At 66.7% G+C, this 22707-nt stretch carries 22 protein-coding genes and 1 riboswitch; of the genes, 12 read left to right on the top strand and 10 right to left on the bottom strand.

Annotated features, from left to right (window positions below):
- Positions 1-36 precede the first annotated feature (36 nt).
- Positions 37-1782 carry a DUF3556 domain-containing protein gene (locus AC5Y49_RS10050; RefSeq protein ID WP_499886576.1) on the top strand — a complete coding sequence of 582 codons (1746 nt, stop codon included), beginning with the start codon at positions 37-39 and terminating at the stop codon, positions 1780-1782.
- On the opposite strand, the gene metE is transcribed toward AC5Y49_RS10050, so the two are convergent.
- Complete coding sequence (gene metE, locus AC5Y49_RS10045) at positions 1779-4055, bottom strand: 5-methyltetrahydropteroyltriglutamate--homocysteine S-methyltransferase (protein ID WP_499886574.1); 2277 nt, start codon at positions 4053-4055, stop codon at positions 1779-1781. The genes AC5Y49_RS10050 and metE overlap by 4 nt on opposite strands.
- A 131-nt stretch (positions 4056-4186) precedes the next feature.
- Positions 4187-4404: riboswitch (cobalamin riboswitch) on the bottom strand.
- A gap of 72 nt (positions 4405-4476) precedes the next feature.
- Positions 4477-5127 (bottom strand): SDR family oxidoreductase, encoded by a 651-nt coding sequence (locus tag AC5Y49_RS10040; protein WP_499886573.1) that lies wholly within the window; start codon positions 5125-5127, stop codon positions 4477-4479.
- A gap of 86 nt (positions 5128-5213) precedes the next feature.
- Between AC5Y49_RS10040 and AC5Y49_RS10035 the strand changes: the two genes are divergently transcribed.
- Positions 5214-6362, top strand: coding sequence for a thiolase family protein (locus AC5Y49_RS10035; protein WP_499886571.1), 1149 nt, complete (start codon positions 5214-5216; stop codon positions 6360-6362).
- Positions 6359-7147 carry an enoyl-CoA hydratase-related protein gene (locus tag AC5Y49_RS10030; RefSeq protein WP_499886569.1) on the top strand — a complete coding sequence of 263 codons (789 nt, stop codon included), beginning with the start codon at positions 6359-6361 and terminating at the stop codon, positions 7145-7147. The genes AC5Y49_RS10035 and AC5Y49_RS10030 overlap by 4 nt, the downstream gene beginning before the upstream one ends.
- Before the next feature lie 11 nt (positions 7148-7158).
- Here the strand turns inward: AC5Y49_RS10030 and AC5Y49_RS10025 are convergent, their stop codons facing one another.
- The 3 genes from AC5Y49_RS10025 to AC5Y49_RS10015 are packed head-to-tail and all read right to left on the bottom strand — an operon-like array spanning position 7159 to position 9758.
- On the bottom strand, positions 7159-8172 hold the full coding sequence (locus AC5Y49_RS10025; RefSeq protein WP_499886567.1) for an NAD(P)/FAD-dependent oxidoreductase: 1014 nt from the start codon (positions 8170-8172) through the stop codon (positions 7159-7161).
- Complete coding sequence (locus AC5Y49_RS10020) at positions 8169-8672, bottom strand: isoprenylcysteine carboxyl methyltransferase family protein (protein ID WP_499886565.1); 504 nt, start codon at positions 8670-8672, stop codon at positions 8169-8171. The genes AC5Y49_RS10025 and AC5Y49_RS10020 overlap by 4 nt, the downstream gene beginning before the upstream one ends.
- A 3-nt stretch (positions 8673-8675) precedes the next feature.
- Positions 8676-9758: a type III polyketide synthase gene (locus tag AC5Y49_RS10015; protein WP_499886564.1), complete on the bottom strand. Its 1083-nt coding sequence runs from the start codon at positions 9756-9758 to the stop codon at positions 8676-8678.
- 362 nt (positions 9759-10120) lie between these two features.
- On the opposite strand from AC5Y49_RS10015, the gene AC5Y49_RS10010 reads away from it, so the two are divergent.
- Both AC5Y49_RS10010 and AC5Y49_RS10005 read left to right on the top strand, forming a co-directional pair.
- A complete protein-coding gene (locus AC5Y49_RS10010) occupies positions 10121-11260 on the top strand; it encodes an NAD(P)H-binding protein (protein ID WP_499886562.1) in 1140 nt (379 codons plus the stop codon).
- Entirely contained in the window at positions 11257-11979 is a 723-nt protein-coding gene (locus tag AC5Y49_RS10005) for a CPBP family intramembrane glutamic endopeptidase (RefSeq protein ID WP_499886560.1), read from the top strand. Before AC5Y49_RS10010 ends, AC5Y49_RS10005 begins: the two co-directional genes overlap by 4 nt.
- Positions 11980-12000: 21 nt before the next feature.
- Here AC5Y49_RS10005 and AC5Y49_RS10000 read toward each other — a convergent pair whose 3' ends face one another.
- On the bottom strand, positions 12001-12801 hold the full coding sequence (locus tag AC5Y49_RS10000) for an enoyl-CoA hydratase (protein ID WP_499886558.1): 801 nt from the start codon (positions 12799-12801) through the stop codon (positions 12001-12003).
- Between the two features lie 145 nt (positions 12802-12946).
- Here AC5Y49_RS10000 and AC5Y49_RS09995 point away from each other — a divergent pair, with 145 nt between their 5' ends.
- Genes AC5Y49_RS09995 through AC5Y49_RS09985 form a run of 3 tightly spaced genes read left to right on the top strand, consistent with a single transcriptional unit; the run spans position 12947 to position 15837 of the window.
- The gene (locus AC5Y49_RS09995; protein WP_499886557.1) at positions 12947-14029 is read left to right on the top strand and encodes a CaiB/BaiF CoA transferase family protein; all 1083 of its coding nucleotides are present in this window, start codon (positions 12947-12949) and stop codon (positions 14027-14029) included.
- Between the two features lie 57 nt (positions 14030-14086).
- Positions 14087-14839: a 3-hydroxyacyl-CoA dehydrogenase gene (locus AC5Y49_RS09990; protein ID WP_499886555.1), complete on the top strand. Its 753-nt coding sequence runs from the start codon at positions 14087-14089 to the stop codon at positions 14837-14839.
- Positions 14836-15837 carry an NAD(P)H-dependent flavin oxidoreductase gene (locus AC5Y49_RS09985; RefSeq protein WP_499886553.1) on the top strand — a complete coding sequence of 334 codons (1002 nt, stop codon included), beginning with the start codon at positions 14836-14838 and terminating at the stop codon, positions 15835-15837. Before AC5Y49_RS09990 ends, AC5Y49_RS09985 begins: the two co-directional genes overlap by 4 nt.
- A gap of 89 nt (positions 15838-15926) precedes the next feature.
- On the opposite strand, the gene AC5Y49_RS09980 is transcribed toward AC5Y49_RS09985, so the two are convergent.
- Positions 15927-16058, bottom strand: coding sequence for a hypothetical protein (locus AC5Y49_RS09980; protein ID WP_499886552.1), 132 nt, complete (start codon positions 16056-16058; stop codon positions 15927-15929).
- A 317-nt stretch (positions 16059-16375) separates the two neighbouring features.
- Here AC5Y49_RS09980 and AC5Y49_RS09975 point away from each other — a divergent pair, with 317 nt between their 5' ends.
- Genes AC5Y49_RS09975 through AC5Y49_RS09965 form a run of 3 tightly spaced genes read left to right on the top strand, consistent with a single transcriptional unit; the run spans position 16376 to position 20089 of the window.
- Positions 16376-18772 (top strand): MMPL family transporter, encoded by a 2397-nt coding sequence (locus AC5Y49_RS09975; protein ID WP_499886550.1) that lies wholly within the window; start codon positions 16376-16378, stop codon positions 18770-18772.
- Positions 18765-19457, top strand: a complete 693-nt coding sequence (locus AC5Y49_RS09970; RefSeq protein WP_499886549.1) for a TetR/AcrR family transcriptional regulator — start codon at positions 18765-18767, stop codon at positions 19455-19457. Before AC5Y49_RS09975 ends, AC5Y49_RS09970 begins: the two co-directional genes overlap by 8 nt.
- Complete coding sequence (locus tag AC5Y49_RS09965) at positions 19454-20089, top strand: class I SAM-dependent methyltransferase (protein WP_499886547.1); 636 nt, start codon at positions 19454-19456, stop codon at positions 20087-20089. The genes AC5Y49_RS09970 and AC5Y49_RS09965 overlap by 4 nt, the downstream gene beginning before the upstream one ends.
- 97 nt (positions 20090-20186) lie before the next feature.
- Here the strand turns inward: AC5Y49_RS09965 and AC5Y49_RS09960 are convergent, their stop codons facing one another.
- A complete protein-coding gene (locus tag AC5Y49_RS09960; RefSeq protein WP_499886545.1) occupies positions 20187-20900 on the bottom strand; it encodes an NAD-dependent deacylase in 714 nt (237 codons plus the stop codon).
- Between the two features lie 36 nt (positions 20901-20936).
- Here AC5Y49_RS09960 and AC5Y49_RS09955 point away from each other — a divergent pair, with 36 nt between their 5' ends.
- Positions 20937-21302, top strand: a complete 366-nt coding sequence (locus tag AC5Y49_RS09955) for an Rv1152 family transcriptional regulator (protein ID WP_499886543.1) — start codon at positions 20937-20939, stop codon at positions 21300-21302.
- On the opposite strand, the gene AC5Y49_RS09950 is transcribed toward AC5Y49_RS09955, so the two are convergent.
- On the bottom strand, positions 21299-22123 hold the full coding sequence (locus tag AC5Y49_RS09950) for a class I SAM-dependent methyltransferase (RefSeq protein ID WP_499886541.1): 825 nt from the start codon (positions 22121-22123) through the stop codon (positions 21299-21301). The two genes, AC5Y49_RS09955 and AC5Y49_RS09950, sit on opposite strands and share 4 nt — an antisense overlap.
- Positions 22124-22147: 24 nt before the next feature.
- Positions 22148-22663, bottom strand: a complete 516-nt coding sequence (locus AC5Y49_RS09945) for a DUF1697 domain-containing protein (RefSeq protein WP_499886539.1) — start codon at positions 22661-22663, stop codon at positions 22148-22150.
- Positions 22664-22707: the final 44 nt, after the last annotated feature.

Below are 22707 nucleotides of genomic sequence, written 5' to 3'. Positions count from 1 at the left end.
CCCATCGGTCTAGAACACGTTCTAGTCTTAGGCGCCATGGGATTTCTCAAACAGGACACCCCCCAAATCGACTTCGAGGAGTGGAGCAAGGGCACCCGCGCTGAGAAGATCATCCCGATGGCCCGGCATTGGGCTGAGGTCGGCTTCGGCACTCCGGCGCTGTTGCACCTGTTCTACGTCGTCAAGATCGGCCTCTACATCCTGGCGGCCTGGCTGATCGCGTTGACCACCACGGGCATCGACGGGTTCACCAACGTCGCGCACTGGTATGCCGAGCCGATCGTGTTCGAGAAGGTCGTGCTGTACACCATGCTGTTCGAGGTGGTCGGCCTGGGCTGCGGGTTCGGGCCGCTGAACAACCGGTTCTTTCCGCCGTTGGGCTCGATCCTGTATTGGCTGCGGCCGGGCACCATCCGGCTGCCACCGTGGCCGGATCGCATACCGCTGACCAGAGGGGACCGGCGCACCCCGTTCGACGCACTGCTCTACGGGGCCCTGCTCGTGCTCCTCGTCATCGCACTGTTCTCCGACGGCACCGGCCCCGCCCCGGCGTTGGGGACGACGGTGGGGGTGTTACCGCTATGGCAGATCTGGGCGGTGCTGGGCGTGCTGGCGGTGCTGGGGTTGCGCGACAAAGTCATCTTCCTGGCCGCCCGCGGCGAGGTGTATGCCTCGTTCACCGTCGCTTTCTTGTTCACCGGCTTCAGCGTGGACATGATCCTGGGCGCCAAACTGGTGTGCCTGGTCATCTGGCTGGGTGCCGCGACGTCGAAACTCAACAAGCACTTCCCGTTCGTCATCTCGACGATGATGAGTAACAACCCGCTGTTTCGCTCGCGGTCGATGAAACGGAAGTTCTTCGAGCACTTCCCGGACGATTTGCGCCCGGGCCGGCGGTCACGTTGGCTCGCGCATTTTTCCACGGTGATCGAGGGACTGGTGCCGCTGGTGCTGTTCTTCAGCGACGGCGGCTGGCTCACGGCAATCGCCGCGTTCGTCATGCTGTGCTTCCACTGGGGCATCCTGTCGGCGATTCCGATGGGCGTGCCGTTGGAGTGGAACGTCTTCATGATGTTTTGCGTGCTGGCGCTGTTCGTCGGCCACCCCTCCGTCGGGCTCGGTGACTTGACGACGCCGCTGCCGATACTGCTGTTCGCCGTCGTCGCGGGGACGGTGGTGCTCGGAAACCTGTTTCCGCGCAAGGTGTCCTTCCTGCCGGGCATGCGCTACTACGCGGGCAACTGGGACACCACGCTGTGGTGCGTCAAGCCCTCCGCCGACGAGAAGATCGGCAAGGGCATCGTGGCGATCGCCAGCATGCCCGCCGCTCAACTGGAGAAGTTCTACGGCAGCAAGGAAGCCGCTCAGATCCCGATGTACATGGGATATGCGTTCCGCGCGTTCAACACCCACGGCCGGGCCTTGTTCACCTTGGCGCACCGCGCCATGGCCGGCCAGAACGAGGACGACTATGTCCTCACCGACGGTGAGCGGATCACCAGCACCGCCATCGGCTGGAACTTCGGCGACGGGCACTTCAGCAACGAGCAGCTGGTCGCCGCGCTGCACAAGCGTTGCCACTTCGAACCCGGCGAGGTGCGCATCGTGATGCTCGACGCCCAGCCGATCCACCGCCAGACCCAGCAGTATCGGCTGGTCGACGCCGCCACCGGCGAGTTCGAGCGCGGCTACGTGTGCGTCGCCGATATGGTGACCCGCCAGCCGTGGGATGACGACATCCCGGTGCAGGTGTATGAAAGCCGGGCAGCGGCGCCCGATTAGCCTTCGCGCACCTTCGTCGCCGCGCTCACCATGTGCTGCAGCGACGCCTTCACCTCGTCGATACTGCGCGTCTTCAGTCCGCAGTCGGGATTGACCCACAGCCGCTCCGCGGGAACGGCTTTCAGCGCTGCTTGCAGTGATGTCGCGATCTCCGACTCGGCCGGCACCCGCGGCGAGTGGATGTCGTAGACGCCTGGGCCCACGCTGTTGGCGAAACCGACCGCGTTGAGGTCGTCGAGCACCTCCATGTGTGAGCGGGCCGCCTCGATGGACGTCACGTCGGCGTCGAGGTCGGCGATCGCGCCGATCACTTCGCCGAACTCCGAATAGCACAGGTGGGTGTGGATCTGCGTCGAGTCGGCGACGCCGGACGTCGCCAACCGGAATGCGCCGACCGCCCAAGCCAGGTAGGCGTCCTGATCAGCACGCCGCAGCGGCAACAACTCCCGCAGCGCGGGCTCGTCGACCTGGATGACCCCGATGCCCGCCGACTGCAGATCCATCGTCTCGTCGCGGATCGCCAGCGCAACCTGTTCGGCGGTGTCGGCCAGCGGTTGGTCGTCGCGGACGAACGACCACGCCAGGATCGTCACCGGGCCGGTCAGCATGCCCTTGACCGGCTTCTCGGTCAGCGACTGCGCGTAGGTGATCCAGTCGACCGTCATCGGATGCGGCCGCGCCACGTCGCCGTAGAGGATCGGCGGGCGCACGCAGCGGCTGCCGTAGGACTGCACCCAGCCGTTCTGGGTGGCGAAGAATCCGTCGAGTTGTTCGGCGAAGTACTGCACCATGTCGTTGCGTTCCGGCTCGCCGTGCACCAGCACGTCGAGTCCGAGTTGCTCCTGCAGGGCAATCACGTCGGCGATCTCGGACTTCATCCGTGCGACGTACTCGCTCTGGTCGATCTCGCCGGTCCGCAACGCCGCCCGGGCCTTGCGGATCGCCGAGGTCTGCGGGTAGGAGCCGATCGTCGTCGTCGGCAACAGCGGCAGCTGGAGCCGCTCCTGTTGGCTGCTGCGGCGATCGGCCGCGGGTCCGCGTTGGTTACCCGATGCGACGATCGAGTCGATGCGCTCGCGGATCTGGCCGTTGTGCAGCCGCGGATCCGAACGGCGCGACGCCACTGCGGCATTGGAGGCCGCGACCTCGTCGGCCACCGCGTCGCGGCCCTCGCGCAGCGCACGCGCGAGCGTGACGACCTCGTGCACCTTTTCGGTGCCGAACGCCAGCCAGCTGCGCAGGTTGTCGTCCAGATCGGTGGCGCCCTCTTCCAAAGCCAGGGAGTAGGGGACATGCAACGTCGAGCACGACGTCGACACCGCAACTGCCTGCGCCGACCCCAGCAGCGTCGCCAGCCGGCTCAGCGCGGACTCCAGGTCGGTGCGCCAGATGTTGCGGCCGTTGACGATACCGGCGACCAGCGTTTTGCCGGCCAGCTCGGGAATCGATGCCAGCTCCGCGTTGGCGCCGCGGACCAGGTCCACGCCGATCGCCTCGACCGGCGTGCGAGCCAGTGCAGGCAGCGCGGCGCCGGGATCGCCGAAGTAGGTGGCGACATGGATCGCCGGCCGCCTGCCCACCGAGCCCAATGCGGTGTAGACGCGTTCGGCCAGCGCGGCCGCGTCGGCGGCGACATCGGTCACCAGCGCGGGCTCGTCCAACTGCACCCACTGCGCGCCGTTGTCGGCCAGCAGCGACAGCAACTCGGTGTACACCGGGATCAGTTCGTCGAGGCGTTCGATCGGTGTACCGGCACCATCCACCGGCTTGCTCAGCAGCAGGAAGGTGATCGGGCCGATGACTACCGGTCGCGCGGGAATCCCTTGGTCGCGGGCCTCTTTCAGCTCGGCGAGCACCTTGTCAGGATGCAGCTCGAAGCGGGTGCCGGGCGCAATCTCGGGAACCAGGTAGTGGTAGTTGGTGTCGAACCACTTGGTCATCTCCAGCGGCGCGACGTCGTCGTTGCCGCGGGCCGCCGCAAAGTAACGGTCCAGCTCGTCGGCCACGTCCGCGACCCTGGCCGGCAGCGCGCCGAGCAGTACCGATGTGTCGAGCATCTGGTCGTAGTAGGAGAACGTGTTCACCGGGACGGAGTCCAGCCCCGCGGCCGCCAATTCCGCCCAGGTGTCGCGGCGCAGGGTGGCGGCGACGGACTCCAGCTCGGATCGACTGGTCCGGCCGGCCCAGTAGCCTTCGGTTGCGCGTTTGAGTTCGCGGCGCGGACCGATGCGCGGGGAGCCGGTGATGGTGGCGGTAAACGGCTGAGCGGTCACGTGTTCGTCCTTCACTCGACGTGGTGGTCACCGCCAGCGGACGCACAGCCGATCGGGTGCACTGCGCCCGGTGGGCACGGCAACCGGTACGGCCAACGCCCATCCCACGAGGCGGTGAACCGCCGGACGCGGCGCGTCCGGCACAGCTGGCAGGTCTTCGGACTCGCAGGCATGCACCACGTGGTGCTCCTAATGGCCGTCGCTTCCCGGTCGTTGACCAGTGCTTCTAGACGGCGGTCGTTCCTGCATACCGCTGCGGGACAGTCCCGGATTCTCACCGGGTTCCCTCTCGCGACGCATAGCCAACATGCCTCGCTCGATGCCGACACCTTGCGGCGACGGCAAACCAGTTGCGTAATCGAGACTACTAGGTCTGATGACGGCGACCCCCCGCGCCCGGCTTCGCCGCGCTTGCGATCGCCTAGTCGGCGGCCAGTGCTTCGGCGATGGGCACGTCGCCGTTGTTGAACTCGATGGTTCGCCCGATCGTCGCGTCGTCGTGCAGCACGGCCGCCGCCACCAGCGCGACGTCCTCGCGGGTGACTTCCCGGCCATGCGGCGCGGCACCGACGGCGATGCGCCCGGTCGCGGGATCGAGCGTGAGCCGACCGGGTCCCAGGATGGTCCAGTCGAGGTCACTGCTGCGCAGATGGGTGTCGGCGGCGGCCTTGGCCTCGGCATAGGGGAAGAACGGATCGTCTTGCGGCACACCGTGGCCGGGTCCGGCGCCGAAATACGAGACCATCACGAAGCGCCGAACTCCGGCCTTGGCGGCGGCGTCGATGACCCGGACGGCCGCGTCGCGATCGACGGCGTAGGTGCGGGCCGGATTGCCGCCACCGGCGCCGGCGGTGAAGACCACCGCGTCATGTCCGGCCACCAGGTCGGCCAGGGCGTCGGTGTCGAGTTGCTCGATGTCGGCGACGACGGGTGTGGCCCCGGTAAGGGCAACTTCCTCGGCGTGGTCGGGATTGCGGAAAACCGACGTCACCGCGTCGCCGCGCTCGGTCAGGATTCGGGCCAGATGCAAGGCGACCTTGCCGTGGCCGCCGATGACGACGATGCGTGCCATGCCGCCGACGCTACCCGGCAACCCCGCCCCCGACCCGCCCGGCGCCGTGGTCAAGAATCGAGGCACACGAGTCAAAGGAGAACGTCATGGCTGAAGCCGTCATCGTCGAAGCGGTGCGCTCACCGATCGGCAAACGCAACGGTGGTCTGTCCGGGGTGCACCCCGCCGACCTGTCCGCCCAGGTGCTCAACGGGCTCGTCGGCAAAGCCGGCGTCGACCCCGAGATCGTCGACGACGTGATCTGGGGATGTGTCATGCAGGCCGGTGAGCAAGCCCTCGACATCGGTCGCACCGCGTTGCTGACGGCCGGCTGGCCCGAGAGCGTGCCGGGTATCACCGTCGATCGCCAGTGTGGGTCCAGCCAGCAGTCGGTGCACTTCGCGGCCGCGGGTGTGGTCGCCGGTCACTACGACGTCGTCGTGGCCGGCGGTGTGGAATCGATGTCGCGGGTGCCGATGGGCTCGTCGCTCGCCGGCGGTGGCAGGCCGTTCCCGCAGGACTTCCTGGACCGCTACGACGGCGCCGTCCCGAACCAGGGCATCGGCGCCGAGATGATCGCCGAGCAGTGGGGATTCGACCGCACCACGCTCGACCAGTTCTCCCTCGATTCTCACGAAAAGGCCGCTGCGGCACAAGATTCCGGGGCGTTCGACGATGAGATCGTTGCCATCAAGGACCAGGACGGCAACACGATTCTCAAAGACGAAGGCATCCGCCGCGGCACACCGATGGAGAAGATGGCCCAGCTCAAGCCGGCCTTCAAAGAGGACGGCGTGATCCACGCCGGTAACTCCAGCCAGATCTCCGACGGCTCGGCTGCGCTGCTGTTCATGTCGGCGGAGAAGGCGAAGTCGTTGGGGCTCAAGCCGATCGCCAAGGTGCACACCGCGACGCTGGCCGGCTCCAACCCGGTGATCATGCTGACCGGGCCCATCCCGGCGACCCAGAAGGCGCTGAAGCGCTCCGGGCTGAGCCTGGACGAGATCGGTGCCTACGAGGTCAACGAGGCGTTCGCGCCGGTGCCGTTGGCTTGGCTGAAAGACATCGGCGCCGACGAGAAGAAGCTCAATCCCAAGGGTGGGGCGATCGCCCTCGGCCATCCGCTCGGCGGATCCGGGGCGCGGCTGATGACGACACTGCTGTACCACATGCGGGACAACGGAATTCGCTACGGGCTCCAGACAATGTGCGAGGGCGGCGGACAGGCCAACGCCACCATTCTGGAATTGCTGTGACGGATGCGGCTGCGCTGTCCGAGCGCCGCGGCAATGTATTGGTCATCACGATCAACCGGCCTGAGGCCCGCAATTGCGTTAACGGGGCAGTGAGTACTGCTGTCGGCGACGCGCTGGAGCAGGCCCAAAACGATGCAGAGGTGCGGGCGGTCGTCATCACCGGCGCCGGTGACAAATCATTTTGCGCCGGAGCCGATCTCAAGGCGATCTCGCGCCGGGAGAACCTGTACCACCCCGACCATGCCGAGTGGGGATTCGCCGGCTACGTGCACCACTTCATCGACAAGCCCACGATCGCCGCGGTCAACGGCACCGCACTTGGGGGTGGCACCGAGCTGGCGCTGGCCAGCGACTTGGTGGTCGCCGAGGAGCGCGCGCAGTTCGGGCTGCCCGAGGTGAAGGTGGGTCTGATCGCCGGCGCCGGCGGGGTGTTCCGGATCGTCGACCAGCTGCCCCGCAAAGTCGGCCTCGAGATGCTGCTGACCGGTGAGCCGATCACTGCGGCCGAGGCCGCCAAGTGGGGCCTGATCAACCAGGTTGTGCCGAACGGCACCGTGCTGGACGCCGCGCTGGCGTTGGCTGAGCGGGTTACCGTCAACGCACCGCTGTCGGTGCAGGCCAGCAAGCGGATCGCCTATGGTGCCGACGACGGTGTCATACCCGGGGAGGAACCTGCCTGGGCCCGAACCACCCGTGAATTCGGCACGCTGCTGAAATCCGAAGACGCCAAAGAAGGGCCGCTGGCATTCGCCCAGAAGCGCCCACCGGTCTGGAAGGCGCGTTAACGGACCGCGAACTACTGCGCCAGCGTGTTCACGGCCTGCCGGAAAACGGCGGGCAGGGCTTTGGCAGCCGGGACGATGGCACGCCGGGCCGGGCGCGGGACGGTACTCAATACCAGTGTGCGGGTGAGCAGGCGGTAGTCGCGGGTGATCCGCCGCCACGCCTGTTCATACGACGACGGCGTCTCGTCCACAATGGCGCTGATCGCTGCGGCGGCCTGCTTGACTGCCAGGCTGATGCCTTCACCGGTCAGGGCGTCCTCGTAACCGGCTGCGTCGCCTACCAATAACACCCGGCCGGCGACCCGTCGAGAGACCACCTGGCGCAACGGACCGCAGCCGCGGGCTCGACCGGGCTGAGCGCCGCGTAGTCGACATGCCAGCCGGGGGAACCACTCCAGCTGCGGTTGACCGTTACACAGGATCGCGACACCGACCAGATCCGGCTCGACCGGCGTCACGTACGCCTCGCCCCACCGCGACCAGTACACCTCGACGAATTCCGACCATGCCGGCACCGCGTAGTGTCGGCGCACGCCGTACCGTCGCGGCCGACCGGCAACCGCCGTGATTCCGACGGCGCGGCGCACCGCTGAATGCAGGCCGTCGGCTGCCACCAACCACTTTGCGCGCACTCCGGCTGCGATCACGCCGGTGGCGTCCTGCTCGACGTTGTCGATCCGGGTCGAAATCCATTCGGTATCTTGCTCTTTGGCGCGGGCCATTAACGCCGAATGGAGGGTGGTGCGCCGCACGCCCCGGCCGGGACCGTCGCGAAAGCGTGCCTCGGCCCGCCGGTGTTCGCTCACATACGCGATGCCGCGGAACGGCAGACCCGCGGGATCTACGCCAAGTGATGTGAGTTCGGCCAGACCGCCGGGCATCAAACCCTCACCGCAGGCCTTGTCTATCGGGTCCGCTCGTGGCTCAGCCACCACCACCGAAAGTCCTTGTCTGCGAGCATGTAACGCCGTAGCGAGACCCGCCGGGCCGCCGCCGACGATCAGCACATCAGCGTCGTAAATCATGCGGCGTAACCCAGCGCCCGGTTCTCCACCCGGATTCGCACACTCAGCAGCAGCGCATTGGCGAGTGTGAATCCGGCCGCGGTCAGCCAAGCCGAATGCACCAACGGCAGCGCCATGCCCTCGGCGACCACCGCCACATAGTTCGGATGGTGCAGCCATCGGTAGGGCCCTCGTCGCACCAACGGCGCCTCCGGCACGACGATCACCAAGGTGTTCCAGTGACGGCCCAGCGTGGCGACACACCACCACCGCAAGAGCTGGCTGGACGCCACCACCGCCAGCATCGGCCAGCCGAGCCAGCCGAGGAACGGCCGATGCAGTGCCCACACCTCGAGAACACAGCCGAGCAGGAGCGCGGCATGGACGGTGACCATGACCGGATAGTGCTTGCGGCCGAACTCTTTACCGCCGTTGGCAAAAGCCCATCGCGCGTTGCGCTTGGAGATGACCAGCTCGACCAGCCGTTCGATGCCGATCGCCAGGATCAGCAGGTAGTACACGATCTACCAGCCGAGCAGCACGAGTTCAGAGCAGAAGGCCGGGCCCATGGCGATCATCAGCCCCAGCGATCCCGGCGGCGGCGGATCGGCCATGTTGGCCCGAAGCACGTCGAGCACAGATACCGAAGAGAGATTGCCGTTGATGCGCAACGAATTTCGGGTGTGATCGAGGGCATCGACGGGCAGGTCCAGGACGTTTTCCACGGCATCGATCACCCGCGGACCGCCGGGGTGACAAACCCAGGTCGAGATGTCGGAGGTGGTCAGTCCGTTGTCGCTGAGGAACTGGCGGACGTCTTCACCCAGGTACTTCTCCGCGACGGTGGCAACCTCGACCGACAGAACGATCTTGAACCCCTCGGTGCCGATGTTCCAGCCCATCACGTCCTCGGTGTCGGGGTAGATGCGGCTGCGGGTGGCCAGTACCCGCGGCCCGGCAGCCGGCCGATCGGATCCTTTGGCGATGACGACGCCTGCGGCGTCGCCAAAGAGGCTGGAGGCGACCAGGTTGGCCATCGAATGGTCATCTCGCTGGATGGTCAGCGAGCAGAGTTCGACGGCCAGCAGCGCAGCCACCTGATCGGGGTAGGCGCGCAGATAGTCGGAGACCCGGGCGATCCCGGCGGCACCGGCCACACAACCCAGCCCGAACAGTGGCAGCCGTTTGACGTCAGGGCGAAGGCCGACCCGGGTGGCCAATCGCGCCTCGAGGGTGGGCACCGCAAGTCCGGTCACCGTCGTCGACAAGACGATATCGACCTCGGAAGGTTTGACTTCGGCGGCGTCGAACGCCGACAGCAGCGCCTGCTCGCCGAGATCCAAGGCGACCTCGAGAAAGGCGTCGTTGGCCTCGGTGAAGCCGCTCAGTTCGGCGTAGCGCGACAGTGGCAGCGCGTGGTGGCGCGACGCGACCCCGCTGCTGGCGGTGAACCGGGCGAACTCAGCACCGCCGAAGCCGGTCACTGCGGAGGATATGTCGTCCTGACTGTTGAAGTGCGGCGGAAATTGGATTGCCACTGCCGCGAGAGATGGGGCTGCCGACGTGCTGGCCGTCGGTACGCGCAGCCCAGAGGTCTCGGGGCGCATCCTGTCATTATCCATGTACGCATTACGTTACTGGCGCATTGTCAGTTCAGCCAAAAAATTGCACACGTGTGTAATGGGGCAGCACCGTCTAATCGACCGGAGCGAGTTTTCGTCCACGCGCATGCACCGTTGCGAGGACCGTCAAGTCGTTGTCCCGCACCGGAACTCGGCTGCATCTGACGGCACAACAGCCTGCGCAAATCAACTCGACGCGGCCATTTACTGCATTACAAAACTGCCTGCACCGGATTTGCGGCACCTGCGGGGCGCCGCGGCGCGCAAATATTGCGGCAGCCACCGGCGGACTACTCGGCTCACGTTTCCACCCCACCGGCGCCGCCATCATCGCTAGGTTGGGGGTTGTGCGGATTCTTGTGACCGGCGCCACGGGCTACATCGGATCGCGCCTGGTTACCGCACTGCTTGCAGACGGCCACCACGTGTTCGCCGCGACCCGTGACCCGGCGCGCCTGGGCCAGTTCGGCTGGGTCGACGACATCACAGCGGTTGCTCTGGATGCCTCCGAGCCCGCCTCGACGCGCGCGGCGCTGGCCGTCGCCGGCCCAATCGACGTCATCTATTACCTGGTGCATGCCATCGGTCAACCCGGCTTCCGCGACGCCGACCAGAGCGCGGCTGCCAACGTCGCGGCCGCCGCCAAGGACGCTGGGGTGCAGCGCATCGTCTACCTGGGCGGCTTCGTACCCGATGACGACAATTTGTCCGAGCATTTGACCAGCAGAGCCGAGGTGGCCGCAGCACTCACCACCGAGGGCGGACCGGAAGTGGTGTGGCTCGGAGCGGCGCTGATCATGGGCGCCGGTTCGACGTCGTTCGAGATGCTGCGCTATGTCGGCGACCGGTTTCCGCTCATGCCGATACCGCCCTGGATGGACAACCCGGTGGACCCGATCTCCATCCGGGACGTGTTGCACTACCTCGTCGCCGCCGCGGACCCGGAACGAGTACCCGCGGGCTCCTACGACATCGCCGGCCCCGACACCACGTCGTACCGGGAACTGCTGAAAACCTATGCACGCATTTCCGGCAAATGGCACACCGGCCTGCCGGTGCGCGGTGTGGACACCGCAGTGGCCTCGCGCCTCACGGCGATCGCATTGCCCGTGCCCGACGGGTTGGCTGCTGACCTGGTCGAATCGCTGGATCACCCGATGCGCGCCTCTGGCGCCGGCCTGCGGGATCTGGTGCCCGATCCGCCCGGCGGACTGATCGGCGTCGACGAAGCCGTCACCCGAGCGTTGTCCAACCGCCGACCGCGCCCGGTCAACGCGCTGGCCGACCCGCATCACCTCGCCGACAGCGATCCGGTGTGGGCCGGCGGTGACACGTTGCGCATCCGGCGGCTCGCCAAAGCGGTGACACCGCCGATAGCGCGGTCTGGTCTTGGGCTGGTGAACGCGGTCCCCGGCCCGATTGCCGGTGCGTTGCGAACCGGCCTCGACATCCTGATCACTCTGACCCCGAAGGGGCGTCCTGCATGACCGACCTGAGTACTCGCCCGCACACCAGCGCGCTGCAGGAGATCCGCCGCGCGATCACCAATGTCGCGGTACCGCACCATGAGCCGCCGTCGGTGGTGCGCCGGCGGCGCATCGTGGTCGCAATCGTGCTGGTACTCGGCGCGGTGGTGCTGGGACTGTCCATGACCCGGCATCCCGGCGAAGCGAGCTTCTACTGGCTGACGCTGGCGTTGAGCGCGGTGTGGCTGGTCGGCGCGCTTGCCTCCGGACCGCTCCATCTGGGCGGCATCTGCTGGCGCGGCCGCAACCAGCGTCCGGTGATCACCGGCAGCACCACCGGCTTGGTGCTCGGCGGCGTGTTCGTGCTCGGCGGGGTTATCGCCAAACAGATTCCGGCCGTTTCGGATCTGATCTCCCGGGTCTTCCAATTCGCCGACCAGGGCTCGTGGCGGCTGACTTTGGCGATCGCGCTGCTCGGTGCTATCGCCGAGGAATTGTTCTACCGCGGGGCGCTGTACACGGCGTTGGGTCGGCACCACCCGGTGGTCATCTCGACGGTCATCTACGTCATTGCCACATTGGCCAGCCAGAATCTGATGCTGGGATTCGCGGCGATCATCCTCGGTGCGGTGTGTGCGTTGGAGCGCCGCGCGACCGGCGGGGTGCTGGCGCCGATACTGACCCACTTCGTGTGGAGCCTGGTCGTCATACTCGCGCTGCCGCCGTTGTTCGGGTTCTAGCCGTCGGCCAGCCGCCCCGACTCAGCGATCGGTGAAGTTCGGGGTGCGGCGCTGCTGGAAAGCCGTTGCGCCCTCGATGAAATCGTGGGATTTCAGCAACATCGCCTGACCCTGCAGCTCGCGGTGCAGCGCCGGCTCCAACTCGGCGAGCGTGGCTGCGTTGATGGCCTCCTTGGTCTTGGCGAAGGCCACTGCCGGTCCGGACAGCAGTCCGGACACCACCTTGTCAACCTCCGCTTCGAAGTCGGCCGCCGGATACACCGCGCTGATCAGGCCGCTGGCCAGTGCATCGGCGGCGGGTAGGCGTTCGGCCAGCAACGCCATCTTCATCGCCCGGGTGCGGCCGACCGCGGCCGCGACCAACGCCGACGCGCCGCCGTCGGGCATCAAGCCCACTTTGGTGAATGCGAGCATGAAATACGCTGAGTCCGAAGCCAATACAAGGTCGCACGCCAATGCCAGTGAGACGCCGACACCGGCGGCCGGTCCCTGGACGACGGCGACGACCGGTCGCGGCACCGCAGTGATCGCAAGGACTGCGCGGTTGGCTTCCACGATGATGTCAGTCGCCGGTCCCTGGCCGTTGACGTCGTCGGCGCTCATTCCCGCGCCCGAGCTGAAGCCTCGCCCGGCGCCACCCAGCCGCACCAGCTTGACCCGCGGATCAACAGCGGCATGTTCCATGGCCTCGGCGATGCCGGCCAACACCGGGGTCGTCAGCGAGTTGAGGCTGTCCGGTCGATCGATCGTCACCGACAGCACACCGTCGGCCAACGCGACGGACAAGCCCGCAACGGGCCTGAGGACGCTTGAATCCAACATGTGGATCACCTTAAGTGACCGGGCTGCACGGCAGTCCGGCGCGGCTGCGAAGATGCGAGCACCGGGTTGTTTGGTGGCGACCCGCTACGCCCGGCTTCGCCGCGCTGGCGATCGCCACGGTTGTTCTCGACAAGGAGGTCGGTAGATGGCGGGACCGCTGACTGGGTTGCGGGTAGTCGAACTGGCCGGCATCGGGCCGGGCCCGCATGCCGCGATGATCCTCGGCGACCTCGGCGCCGACGTGGTGCGCATCGAACGGCCGGGCTCACCGGGCGCGGGGACTCCGCAGTCCACGCTGCGCAACCGACGGCTGGTGACCGCCGACCTCAAATCCGACGAGGGACGCGACCTGGTGCTCAAGCTGGCCGCCAAGGCCGACGTGCTGATCGAAGGCTACCGCCCCGGCGTCACCGAGCGGCTCGGCTTGGGCCCTCAGGACTGCGCGAAGGTCAACGAGCGGCTGGTGTATGCCCGGATGACCGGCTGGGGCCAGACCGGTCCCCGGAGCCAGCAAGCCGGTCACGACATCAACTACATCTCGCTCAACGGCGTCCTGCACGCCATCGGCCGCGCGGGCGAGCGGCCGGTGCCGCCGCTGAACCTGGTCGGCGATTTCGGCGGCGGGTCGATGTTTTTGTTGGTCGGCATCTTGTCCGCGTTGTGGGAACGGCAGGCCTCGGGCAAGGGCCAGGTCGTCGACGCCGCGATGATCGACGGGTCCTCGGTGCTGGTGCAGATGATGTGGGGGATGCGGGCGTCGGGCGTCTGGTCCGACGAGCGCGGCACCAACATGCTCGACGGCGGCGCGCCCTACTACGACACCTACGAGTGCTCCGACGGCCGCTACGTCGCGGTAGGCGCCATCGAGCCGCAGTTTTACGCGGCGCTGCTGGCCGGTCTCGGGCTGGACACCGCCGACTTGCCGGGGCAAAACGACGTCAAGCGCTGGCCGGAACTACGGGCCCGGCTCACCGAGGCGTTCGCCGCCAAAGACCGCGATCACTGGGCCGGGGTGTTCGCCGATTCCGATGCCTGTGTGACGCCGGTACTGGCCTTCGGCGAGGTGGAAATCGAGCCGCACGTCACCGAGCGCAATACCTTCTATCAGGCCGACGGCGGGCTGCAGCCGTTGCCGGCGCCACGGTTCTCCCGCAGTGCTCCGGACGTGCCGCGGCCGCCGGTACAGTCCGGAGGCAACGCCGAAGCCGTTCTCGACGACTGGGTATAGTTCCCAACCAACCAGTAGGTCGGCGCCCCGGCGGTCGGCCGGAAAGGAAATTTTCGCGTGGAGATCAAAGACGCCGCAGCACTTGTCACCGGCGGTGCGTCGGGCCTGGGCCTGGCCACCACCAAGCGGCTGCTTGACGCGGGCGCGCAGGTGGTGGTGCTCGACCTCAAAGGCGAAGAGGTGGTTCGCGAGCTCGGCGACCGGGCCCGCTTCGCCCCGGCCGATGTCACCGACGAAGACGCTGTCACCTCCGCACTCGATCTGGCGGAGACGCTGGGCCCACTGCGGATCGTGGTCAACTGCGCCGGCACCGGCAACGCCATTCGAGTGCTGGGCAAGGACGGTGTCTTTCCGCTGGCGGCGTTCCGCAAGGTGGTCGACATCAACTTGATCGGGACCTTCAACGTGTTGCGGCTGGGTGCTGAGCGGATCGCCAAGACCGACCTGATCGGCGAAGAGCGCGGCGTCATCATCAACACCGCCTCGGTCGCGGCCTTCGACGGCCAGATCGGTCAGGCCGCGTATTCAGCCTCCAAGGGCGGTGTGGTCGGCATGACCCTGCCGATTGCCCGCGACCTGGCCGGCAAGGGCATCCGGGTGGTGACGATTGCGCCCGGGCTGTTCGATACCCCGCTGCTGGCCGGTCTGCCCGAGCCGGCCAAGGAGTCGCTGGGCCAGCAGGTGCCGCACCCGAGCCGGCTGGGCAAGCCCGACGAGTACGGTGCGCTGGCCGTGCATATCGTCGAAAACCCGATGCTCAACGGCGAAGTCATCCGGCTGGACGGCGCGATCCGGATGGCGCCGCGATGAGCCTGACGACGAAGTTCACCGAGACGTTCGGGGTCGAGCACCCGATTGTGCAGGGCGGCATGCAGTGGGTGGGTCGTGCCGAACTGGTGGCAGCGGTCGCCAACTCCGGCGCGCTGGGTTTCTTGACCGCGCTGACCCAGCCCACCCCGGCCGATTTGGCCAATGAAATCGCCAAGACGCGGGACCTCACTGACAAGCCGTTCGGGGTCAACCTGACAATCCTGCCGACAATCAACCCGCCGCCCTACGACGAATACCGCCAAGTCATCGTCGACGCCGGCATCAAGATCGTCGAAACCGCCGGCTCCAACCCGGCGCCGCATCTGCCGATGTTTCACGACAACGGGATCAAGGTGCTGCACAAGTGCACGTCGGTGCGCCACGCGGTCAAGGCGCAGAGCCTGGGGGTCGACGGCATCAGTATCGACGGGTTCGAGTGCGCCGGCCATCCCGGCGAGGACGACATCCCGGGCCTGGTGCTGATTCCGGCGGCCGCAGCCAAGATCGACATCCCGATGATCGCCTCCGGCGGGTTCGCCGACGCGCGTGGACTGGTCGCCGCGCTGGCGTTGGGCGCCGACGGCATCAACATGGGTTCGCGATTCATGTGCACGGTCGAGTCGTGCATCCACCAGAACGTCAAGGAAGCCATCGTCGCCGGCGACGAGCGGGGTACCGAGTTGATCTTCCGTCCGCTGCGCAACACCGCGCGGGTGGCGTCCAACACCGTTTCGCGTGAGGTCGTCGAAATCCTGGACAACGGCGGCCAATTCCCCGATGTGCAGGAATTAGTGGCCGGAGCGCGCGGCCGCAAGGTGTTCGACGACGGCGACGTGGAGGCCGGCATCTGGTCAGTCGGCACGGCGATGGGGCTGATCAACGACATTCCGACCGTCGGAGAGCTGGTATCGCGGATCGTCATTGAGGCCGAAGAACTGATCACCGACCGGCTGGGTGACATGGTCAGCAGCGCCGAAGACGAGAAGATTTCCGCCTGACGGGGGATCAGAACAAAAGCAGGACCAACATCGAGGGCAAACTCACCTCATCAGCGGGGCGGCCACGGGGGCCACGCCGTTCGCGACAGTCAGCTCGCGGTAGGTAGCGGGTGCCAGTCGTCGAACTGCTCCGAGGTCTCGCCTTCTACCAGCATGTCGCCGTGGTAGAGAGCCTCGAAGTCGGCCTTGATGACGTCGGCACTCGAGTCGTCGATCCACATGTTCATGAGCGTATGGGTCACCATTAAGGAATCGTTGAGTCACGATTCGGAAAATGATGGCAATTCTTACCGCTGGGTAGGTTCGCTCTGCCGCAGGTACGACGGGAGAGACAAAGAGTCCGGGTTGTTGGAACCGGCTATTTGTCAGATGTCTAAAGCCATACGCTTCGGGAACGCATGTTTTGACGGCCGGCGTTGCGGTGAACCATCCCGGATACCCACACGTCCTAACTGCTAGGACATCGAGGCCACGGCCTCGAACTGCGCGTAACTTATCGCTGATAAGTTACCGCTGGTATGGCGGCGGAAGGACGCGCATGCTGGAGAGAATCGCTCGACTGGCGCTGGTCGCCCCGGGCAAGATTCTGGCGGTAGCGCTGCTCGTCCTGGTGGGAGCCGTGGTCTTCGGCATCCCAGTGCCCAAGAGTCTGTCCGCGGGCGGCTTTCAGGATCCGACGTCGGAGTCGGCGCGAGCCACTCGGCTGCTGACCGACAAATTCGGCGAGAGCGATCAGAAGATGCTGATCGTGGTAACAGCGCCGGGGGGTGTCACCAGCGAGCAGGCCCGCCAAGTGGGCACCGACATCGTCGAGCACGTGCAGCGGTCGCCGATGGTCTTCAACGTGTCCTCGGCCTGGACCTCACCGCAGGCTGCCGCCGACCTGGTCAGCAAGGACGGTAAGTCCGGGTTGATCGTGGCCAACCTCAAGGGCGGCGAGAACAATGCGCAGAAGTACGCCAGGACGCTCTCGGATGAGGTGGTCCACGATCGCGGCGACGTCGGCGTCGAAGCCGGCGGGGTGGCGATGGTGTACGCCCAGATCACTCATCAGAATGAGCGCGACCTGCTGCTGATGGAGTCGATCGCGATCCCGTTGAGCTTTTTTGTGCTGATTTGGGTGTTCGGCGGACTGCTGGCGGCGGCATTGCCGCTGATGCTGGGCGGGCTGGCCATCGTGGGTTCGATGTCGGTGTTGCGGTTCATCAGTTTCAGCACCGACGTGTCGATCTTCGCGCTCAACCTGAGCACCGCAATGGGACTCGCGTTGGCTATCGACTACACGCTGTTGATCATCAGCCGCTACCGCGAGGAGCTGGCCGAGGGCACACCTCGAGACGAGGCGCTGATTCGGACTATGGCTACCGCCGGGCGCACAGTGCTGTTCTCCGCGACGACGGTCGCCTTGTCGATGGCGGTCATGGTGCTGTTCCCGATGTACTTCTTGAAGTCGTTCGCCTACGCCGGCGTGGCCACCGTGGCGTTCGTGGCGGTCGCGGCCGTGGTGGTGACTCCGGCCGCCATCGTTCTGCTGGGCCCGCGGCTGGACTCGCTGGACGTGCGCCGACTGGTGCGTGTGCTGTTGCCCTGGCTACGGCGCGGCTCAGACCTCGCGGACAGACCTGTGGAGCAGTTGTTCTGGTATCGCTCGACGAAGTTTGTGATGCGCCGCGCGGTGCCGATCGGATCGGCTGTCATCGCGTTGCTGCTGGTGCTCGGGGCCCCGTTCCTCGGAGTGAAGTGGGGGTTTCCCGACGACCGGGTGCTGCCGCAGTCGGCATCGCCACATCAGGTTGGCGACCAGCTGCGCAACAATTTCACCGAGAATTCGACGACGGCGGTGCCCGTCGTCGTGACCGACATTCGTGGAGTGAGCCAAAGCGACCTCGAGCGCTACGCCGCCGACCTGTCGCGGGTGTCCGACGTCGCTGCGGTGACCGCGCCCACTGGGACGTTCGTCGCGGGCAGCCGGGCGGGGCCACCGGCCGCGCCCACCGGTATGGCCGACGGCAGCGCTTTTTTGACCGTCGCCAGCAGCGCGCCGCTGTTCTCCCAGGCCTCGGCCACCCAGCTGGACCGGTTGAAAGCCGTGCCCGGCCCGGCCGACCGGGCCACCGACATGGCGGGGCTGGCGCAGATCAACCGCGACAGCGTGAACGCGATCATGACCCGGCTGCCGCTGGTGCTCGGGCTGATCGCCGCGATCACCTTTGCGTTGTTGTTTTTGCTTACCGGCAGCGTGGTGTTGCCACTCAAAGCACTGGTGCTCAATGTGTTGTCGCTGACCGCCGCGTTCGGCGCGCTGGTGTGGATCTTCCAGGACGGACATCTCGGCGCGCTGGGGACCACACCCAGCGGAACGCTGGAGGCCAACATGCCGGTGTTGCTGTTCTGCATTGCGTTCGGGTTGTCGATGGATTACGAAGTGTTCTTGGTCTCCCGAATCCGCGAGTACTGGTTGCAGTCCCCGGTTGCCCGGCTGGCACGTCCGGCCGCAGCGGCGGCCCGCGCCGCCAACGACGAGAGCGTGGCGCTCGGACTGGCCCGCACCGGCCGGGTCATCACGGCCGCTGCGCTGGTGATGTCGATATCGTTCGCTGCCCTGATCGCGGCGCAGGTGTCGTTCATGCGGATGTTCGGTGTCGGCCTGACCCTTGCCGTGCTGGTGGACGCGACTCTGGTGCGCATGGTGCTGGTTCCGGCCTTCATGCACGTGCTGGGTCGGTGGAATTGGTGGGCGCCCAAACCGCTGGCTTGGATGCACGAGCGGTTCGGGATCAGTGAGAGCGGTAGTGCCAAGCCCGCAGCCGCGGAACACCGGCCGGGGCGGCACCGCCGCGACAGCGTCGTGCCGGCTCAACCGCTCGTGCACCGCAACGATGTGGGGCAGCCCGCCGGGTCGGTCATGGACGGTGGTTTGCGTTCCGATGGGTGATTTCCGGCGCCGGCGGGCCCCGCGTGGGTCGGGCGACCTGCTCCGCGACGAGATCCTGGACGCCGCCACCGAACTGCTGCTGGAGGTCGGGCACGCCAAGGAGGTGTCGATCCGCTCGGTAGCCCAGCGCGTCGGTGTGACGCCGCCGTCGATCTATCTGCATTTCGTGGACAAAGATGCGTTGCTGGATGCGGTCTGCGCACGCTACTTAGACAAGCTTGACCAGGAGATGCAGCGGGCGGCGGTCGGTCAACCGTCCACGGCGAAGGTGCTGCGGGCCCAGGGCCTGGCTTACGTGCGGTTCGCGACGCAGACCCCCGAGTTGTACCGGATCGCCACCATGGGGCAATGGCGCTCGGGCAGCGACGTCGACGCCGCCTTGGCCAGCTCAGCGTTCAAGCACCTGTGCGATACCGTGCAGGCACTCATGCGCGAGGGCATCTACCCGCCCGGTGATCCGAATACGGTTGCCTTGCAGCTTTGGAGCGCCGCACACGGGGTGGCGGCGCTGCTGATAGCCAAGCCACACCTGCCCTTTGGCGATGTGGAAGCATTCGTCGACCGGGTGCTGTGCACGGTGTCGTTCGGGCATATCGTGGCGGGACTGGTCGGGCCGGACGCCACGCCCGAACAGACGATGGAATGGTTGGTATTGCATCAATCGTCGGAAGGTTCGCACGTATGACGCCGGCATCCACGGTCGACAACCCGTTCTTCGCTCGGATCTGGCCCACTATCGCAGCACACGAAACCGAGCAGATCCGTGCGCTGCGCCGGGAGAATTTGTCCGGGCTATCCGGCCGGGTCCTGGAAGTCGGAGCCGGTGTCGGCACCAACTTCGCCTTCTACCCGAACTCCGTGGACCAGGTGGTGGCAGTGGAGCCGGAGCCGCGGCTGTCGGAGCGTGCCCGCGCCGCCGCAGCAGAGGCCCCCGTTCCGGTCCGGGTGATTGACGACGCTGTCGAAAACTTCGCCAGCGATGAGCCGTTTGACGCGGTGGTGTGCTCGCTGGTGCTGTGCTCGGTGGGCGACCCCGATGACGTGCTCCGCCAACTGCATTCGCGGCTTCGCCCGGGCGGCCAGTTGCGGTATCTCGAGCATGTGGCCAGCGGCGGGTTCCGGGGCCGGCTGCAGCGCCTCGCGGACGCGACGGTCTGGCCGCGGCTGCTGGGCAACTGCCACACGCATCGGGACACTGAGCGAGCGATCGTCGGCGCCGGTTTCGACGTCGAGGACGCTCGACGGGAGTCGACGATGCCGGTGTGGGTGCCGTTACCGGTTTCGGAGTTCGCGTTGGGCCGCGCGCGTCGCACCTGACGGTTGCGCCTTCGCGCCGACACTGCGGTGAGCGCGCGATCTGCGGCCTCGAAATGTCATCTGTGCGCAGTTTCGCCGCCGCTATCGCAGCCTCCGGCTAGTTGAGCAGGGCGGGCAGTTGTTGCAGCAGTGACGGGAGAGCCTGGCTGGCGCTTTCCCGGACGGTGAGCGTGGCGCTGGCCGATAGCGGCGTCGGCTCCGGGTTGACCTCGATGACGATCGCGCCGCGGGCCAACGCCAAATCGGGCAGGCCGGCAGCCGGGTAGACCACGCTCGAGGTCCCGACGACGACCAGCACGTCTGCCGCCGCGGTGGCCTCGACCGCGCTTTGCCACGTCTTCTCGGGGAGCGGTTCCCCGAACCAGACGATGTCGGGCCGGATCAGTCCGCCGCAGGCGCAGATCGGCGGCTCGACCTCCAGCGCCGGTTCGGTCATCTCGGGCAGTTCACCGGCGAAGCGTTCCTCGCAAGCGGCGCAACGGAATTCGAATAGGCTGCCGTGTAAGTGGTGCACCGGTGCACTGCCGGCACGCTCATGCAGATCGTCGACGTTCTGGGTGACGACGGTGACCTCGGCGTGGTCCTGCCAGGCCGCGACTGCGCGATGGCCGTCGTTGGGCTCGACGCGGCTCACCAGGTAGTGCCGCCACAAATACCAACCCCAGACCCGTTCGGGGTTTTGCAGCCACCCTTGCGTGCTGGACAGCTCATAGGGGTCGAACTTTGCCCACAACCCGTTCTTGTCGTCGCGAAACGTCGGTACGCCGCTCTCGGCGGAGATACCCGCGCCACTGAGCACCGTTACTCGCACACCACTAATGTAGCGGGACTGCGCGATACTGGGCATGTGCAACTGGGGGCGTGGCTGCGTATCGAGGACCAAGCGGGTCGTCCGCTGTTCGACCAACTCAGGACGCAGATCATCGACGCGATTCGCGCCGGCACGCTCGCGCCCGGCGCCCGGCTGCCCACTGTCCGGGAACTGGCGGGTGAGCTCGGGATGGCGGTCAACACCGTTGCCCGCGCATACCGGGAGTTAGAGGCGCGCGGTGTCGTCGAAACGCGGGGTCGCTTCGGCACATTCGTCGCCCGGGCCGACCCGTCGGACCGCGCGATGGCGGACGCGGCAGCGGCATACGCCGACGTGGCTCGCGCGCTGGGACTCGGCAAGGCGGAGGCGTTGCGCTATCTCGGCGACGCCTTCGGTGACTAGCCGAATTTCAGCAGCGTCAACGTCGGACGCAGCGAGTCCAGCGCGCGGAACCGGTGGGTGGCCGTCAGCAGAAAGTTGAGCAGCCGGCCGCGGCCCGATGGCAGCGCTACGTCGCGAACGGCGCGGACACCCGGCACTGTGTTCACCAGATCGGCAGCTTCGGCCACCGACATGGTGAACGGCATCGGCGGGAACTTATAGCGCCGTGAGATCCGATGCCCGCCCCGGGTATACCGGGCTAGCGAGGCCGGCGGCAGATCGAAGAGCATCTGCCCGCCGGGAAACCGCTTGGCGCACTCGGCGATCAGCCCGAGCGCCTCCTGCGGTTGCAGATACATCAGCAGGCCCTCGGCGGTGACGAACACTCCGTGCGCGGGGTCGACGCGTTCGGTCCAGCTGTAATCCAGTGCGGACTGGGCGCACACCGACACCCGCGGTGATTCCGGCAGCAACCGTTGGCGAAGACCGGCGACCGGCGGGAGATCAACTGTCAGCCAACGGAATTGACCGTTAGGCAGAGAGGCGTCGAGACGCCAGAAACTGGTCTGCAAACCCTCGGCTAACGCCACCACCGTCGCCGACGGGTGGCGAGCCAGGTAGTGGCGGGTCTGGATGTCGAACGCCAGCGCCCGCAGCGCCATGTCCTGGCGAGTCGCGCCGAACTTCGCGAAGTCGAAATCGATCGAGTCAACGAGATTGATTGCCAACGGGTCGTCGATGACCGCGTCAGCGCGGCTCGCCTCCCGGGCGCGGGCCCGCAACGTCAGCAGGGCCGTCTCGGAAACCCCGGTGAGGGTGGCCGTTTCTCGGTCGGGACTCATCGGAGAAACCCTACCGGCCGCTGCTCAGCGCAGTACTTTGCCCAGGGTGCGCAGGTTGCGGGTGGTAGTCGACGATTTGTAGCGCTTCTTGCCCATCGTCTTGCCGATAGTGCTGTTCAAAGTGTCGCCCTTGGGCACCTGCCAATAGACGACGCCGTCGCCGCGAGCGACCTTGTCGTCGGGCCCGGGTTCCAGCGCGCTGAGTTCGTCGAGCACCGCGGCGTCGGTGACGAAGGTGACGTAGGAGTGGTATCCGTCCACTTCGGGCTCGAACGGATAAGCCTCGACGATGTCGCGCACGGTGTCGACATCGTAGAGCAGCACCCAGGCGTCGTAGCCGAATCTCTTTCGCAGCGCGCGCTCGGCCGTCGCACGAACCGTGTCGGCGTCGGCGGGTGACTCCAACAGCACGTTGCCGCTGGCCAGGATGGTGCGCACATTGTGCAATCCGGCGTCGGTCAGCGCAGTGGCCACCTCGGCCATTTTCAGGTTGACGCCACCGACGTTCACGCCGCGCAGGAAACCCGCATATCTGGTCATCCGGGCGCCTCGAAAAGTCCGCGATCCCAAGGATGGACGGCCAT

Source organism: Mycobacterium sp. NGS62 (assembly GCF_059812285.1).
This window is presented reverse-complemented; position numbering and strand designations above follow the sequence as displayed.

Bases quoted from the DNA above. Each gene is read 5' to 3' on its own strand.
- AC5Y49_RS09965 (WP_499886547.1), top strand. From the start codon at position 19,454: ATGACGCCGGCATCCACGGTCGACAACCCGTTCTTCGCTCGGATCTGG.
- AC5Y49_RS09970 (WP_499886549.1), top strand. From the start codon at position 18,765: ATGGGTGATTTCCGGCGCCGGCGGGCCCCGCGTGGGTCGGGCGACCTG.
- AC5Y49_RS10040 (WP_499886573.1), bottom strand. From the start codon at position 5,127: ATGGCACGCATCGTCGTCATCGGCGGCCACGGCAAGGTCGCCTTGCAT.
- AC5Y49_RS09980 (WP_499886552.1), bottom strand. From the start codon at position 16,058: ATGTGGATCGACGACTCGAGTGCCGACGTCATCAAGGCCGACTTCGAG.
- AC5Y49_RS10035 (WP_499886571.1), top strand. From the start codon at position 5,214: ATGGCTGAAGCCGTCATCGTCGAAGCGGTGCGCTCACCGATCGGCAAA.
- AC5Y49_RS10050 (WP_499886576.1), top strand. From the start codon at position 37: ATGGGATTTCTCAAACAGGACACCCCCCAAATCGACTTCGAGGAGTGG.
- AC5Y49_RS10025 (WP_499886567.1), bottom strand. From the start codon at position 8,172: ATGATTTACGACGCTGATGTGCTGATCGTCGGCGGCGGCCCGGCGGGT.
- AC5Y49_RS10005 (WP_499886560.1), top strand. From the start codon at position 11,257: ATGACCGACCTGAGTACTCGCCCGCACACCAGCGCGCTGCAGGAGATC.
- AC5Y49_RS09995 (WP_499886557.1), top strand. From the start codon at position 12,947: ATGGCGGGACCGCTGACTGGGTTGCGGGTAGTCGAACTGGCCGGCATC.
- AC5Y49_RS10000 (WP_499886558.1), bottom strand. From the start codon at position 12,801: ATGTTGGATTCAAGCGTCCTCAGGCCCGTTGCGGGCTTGTCCGTCGCG.
- AC5Y49_RS09985 (WP_499886553.1), top strand. From the start codon at position 14,836: ATGAGCCTGACGACGAAGTTCACCGAGACGTTCGGGGTCGAGCACCCG.
- AC5Y49_RS09950 (WP_499886541.1), bottom strand. From the start codon at position 22,123: ATGAGTCCCGACCGAGAAACGGCCACCCTCACCGGGGTTTCCGAGACG.
- AC5Y49_RS09975 (WP_499886550.1), top strand. From the start codon at position 16,376: ATGCTGGAGAGAATCGCTCGACTGGCGCTGGTCGCCCCGGGCAAGATT.
- AC5Y49_RS10015 (WP_499886564.1), bottom strand. From the start codon at position 9,758: ATGCGCCCCGAGACCTCTGGGCTGCGCGTACCGACGGCCAGCACGTCG.
- AC5Y49_RS09945 (WP_499886539.1), bottom strand. From the start codon at position 22,663: ATGACCAGATATGCGGGTTTCCTGCGCGGCGTGAACGTCGGTGGCGTC.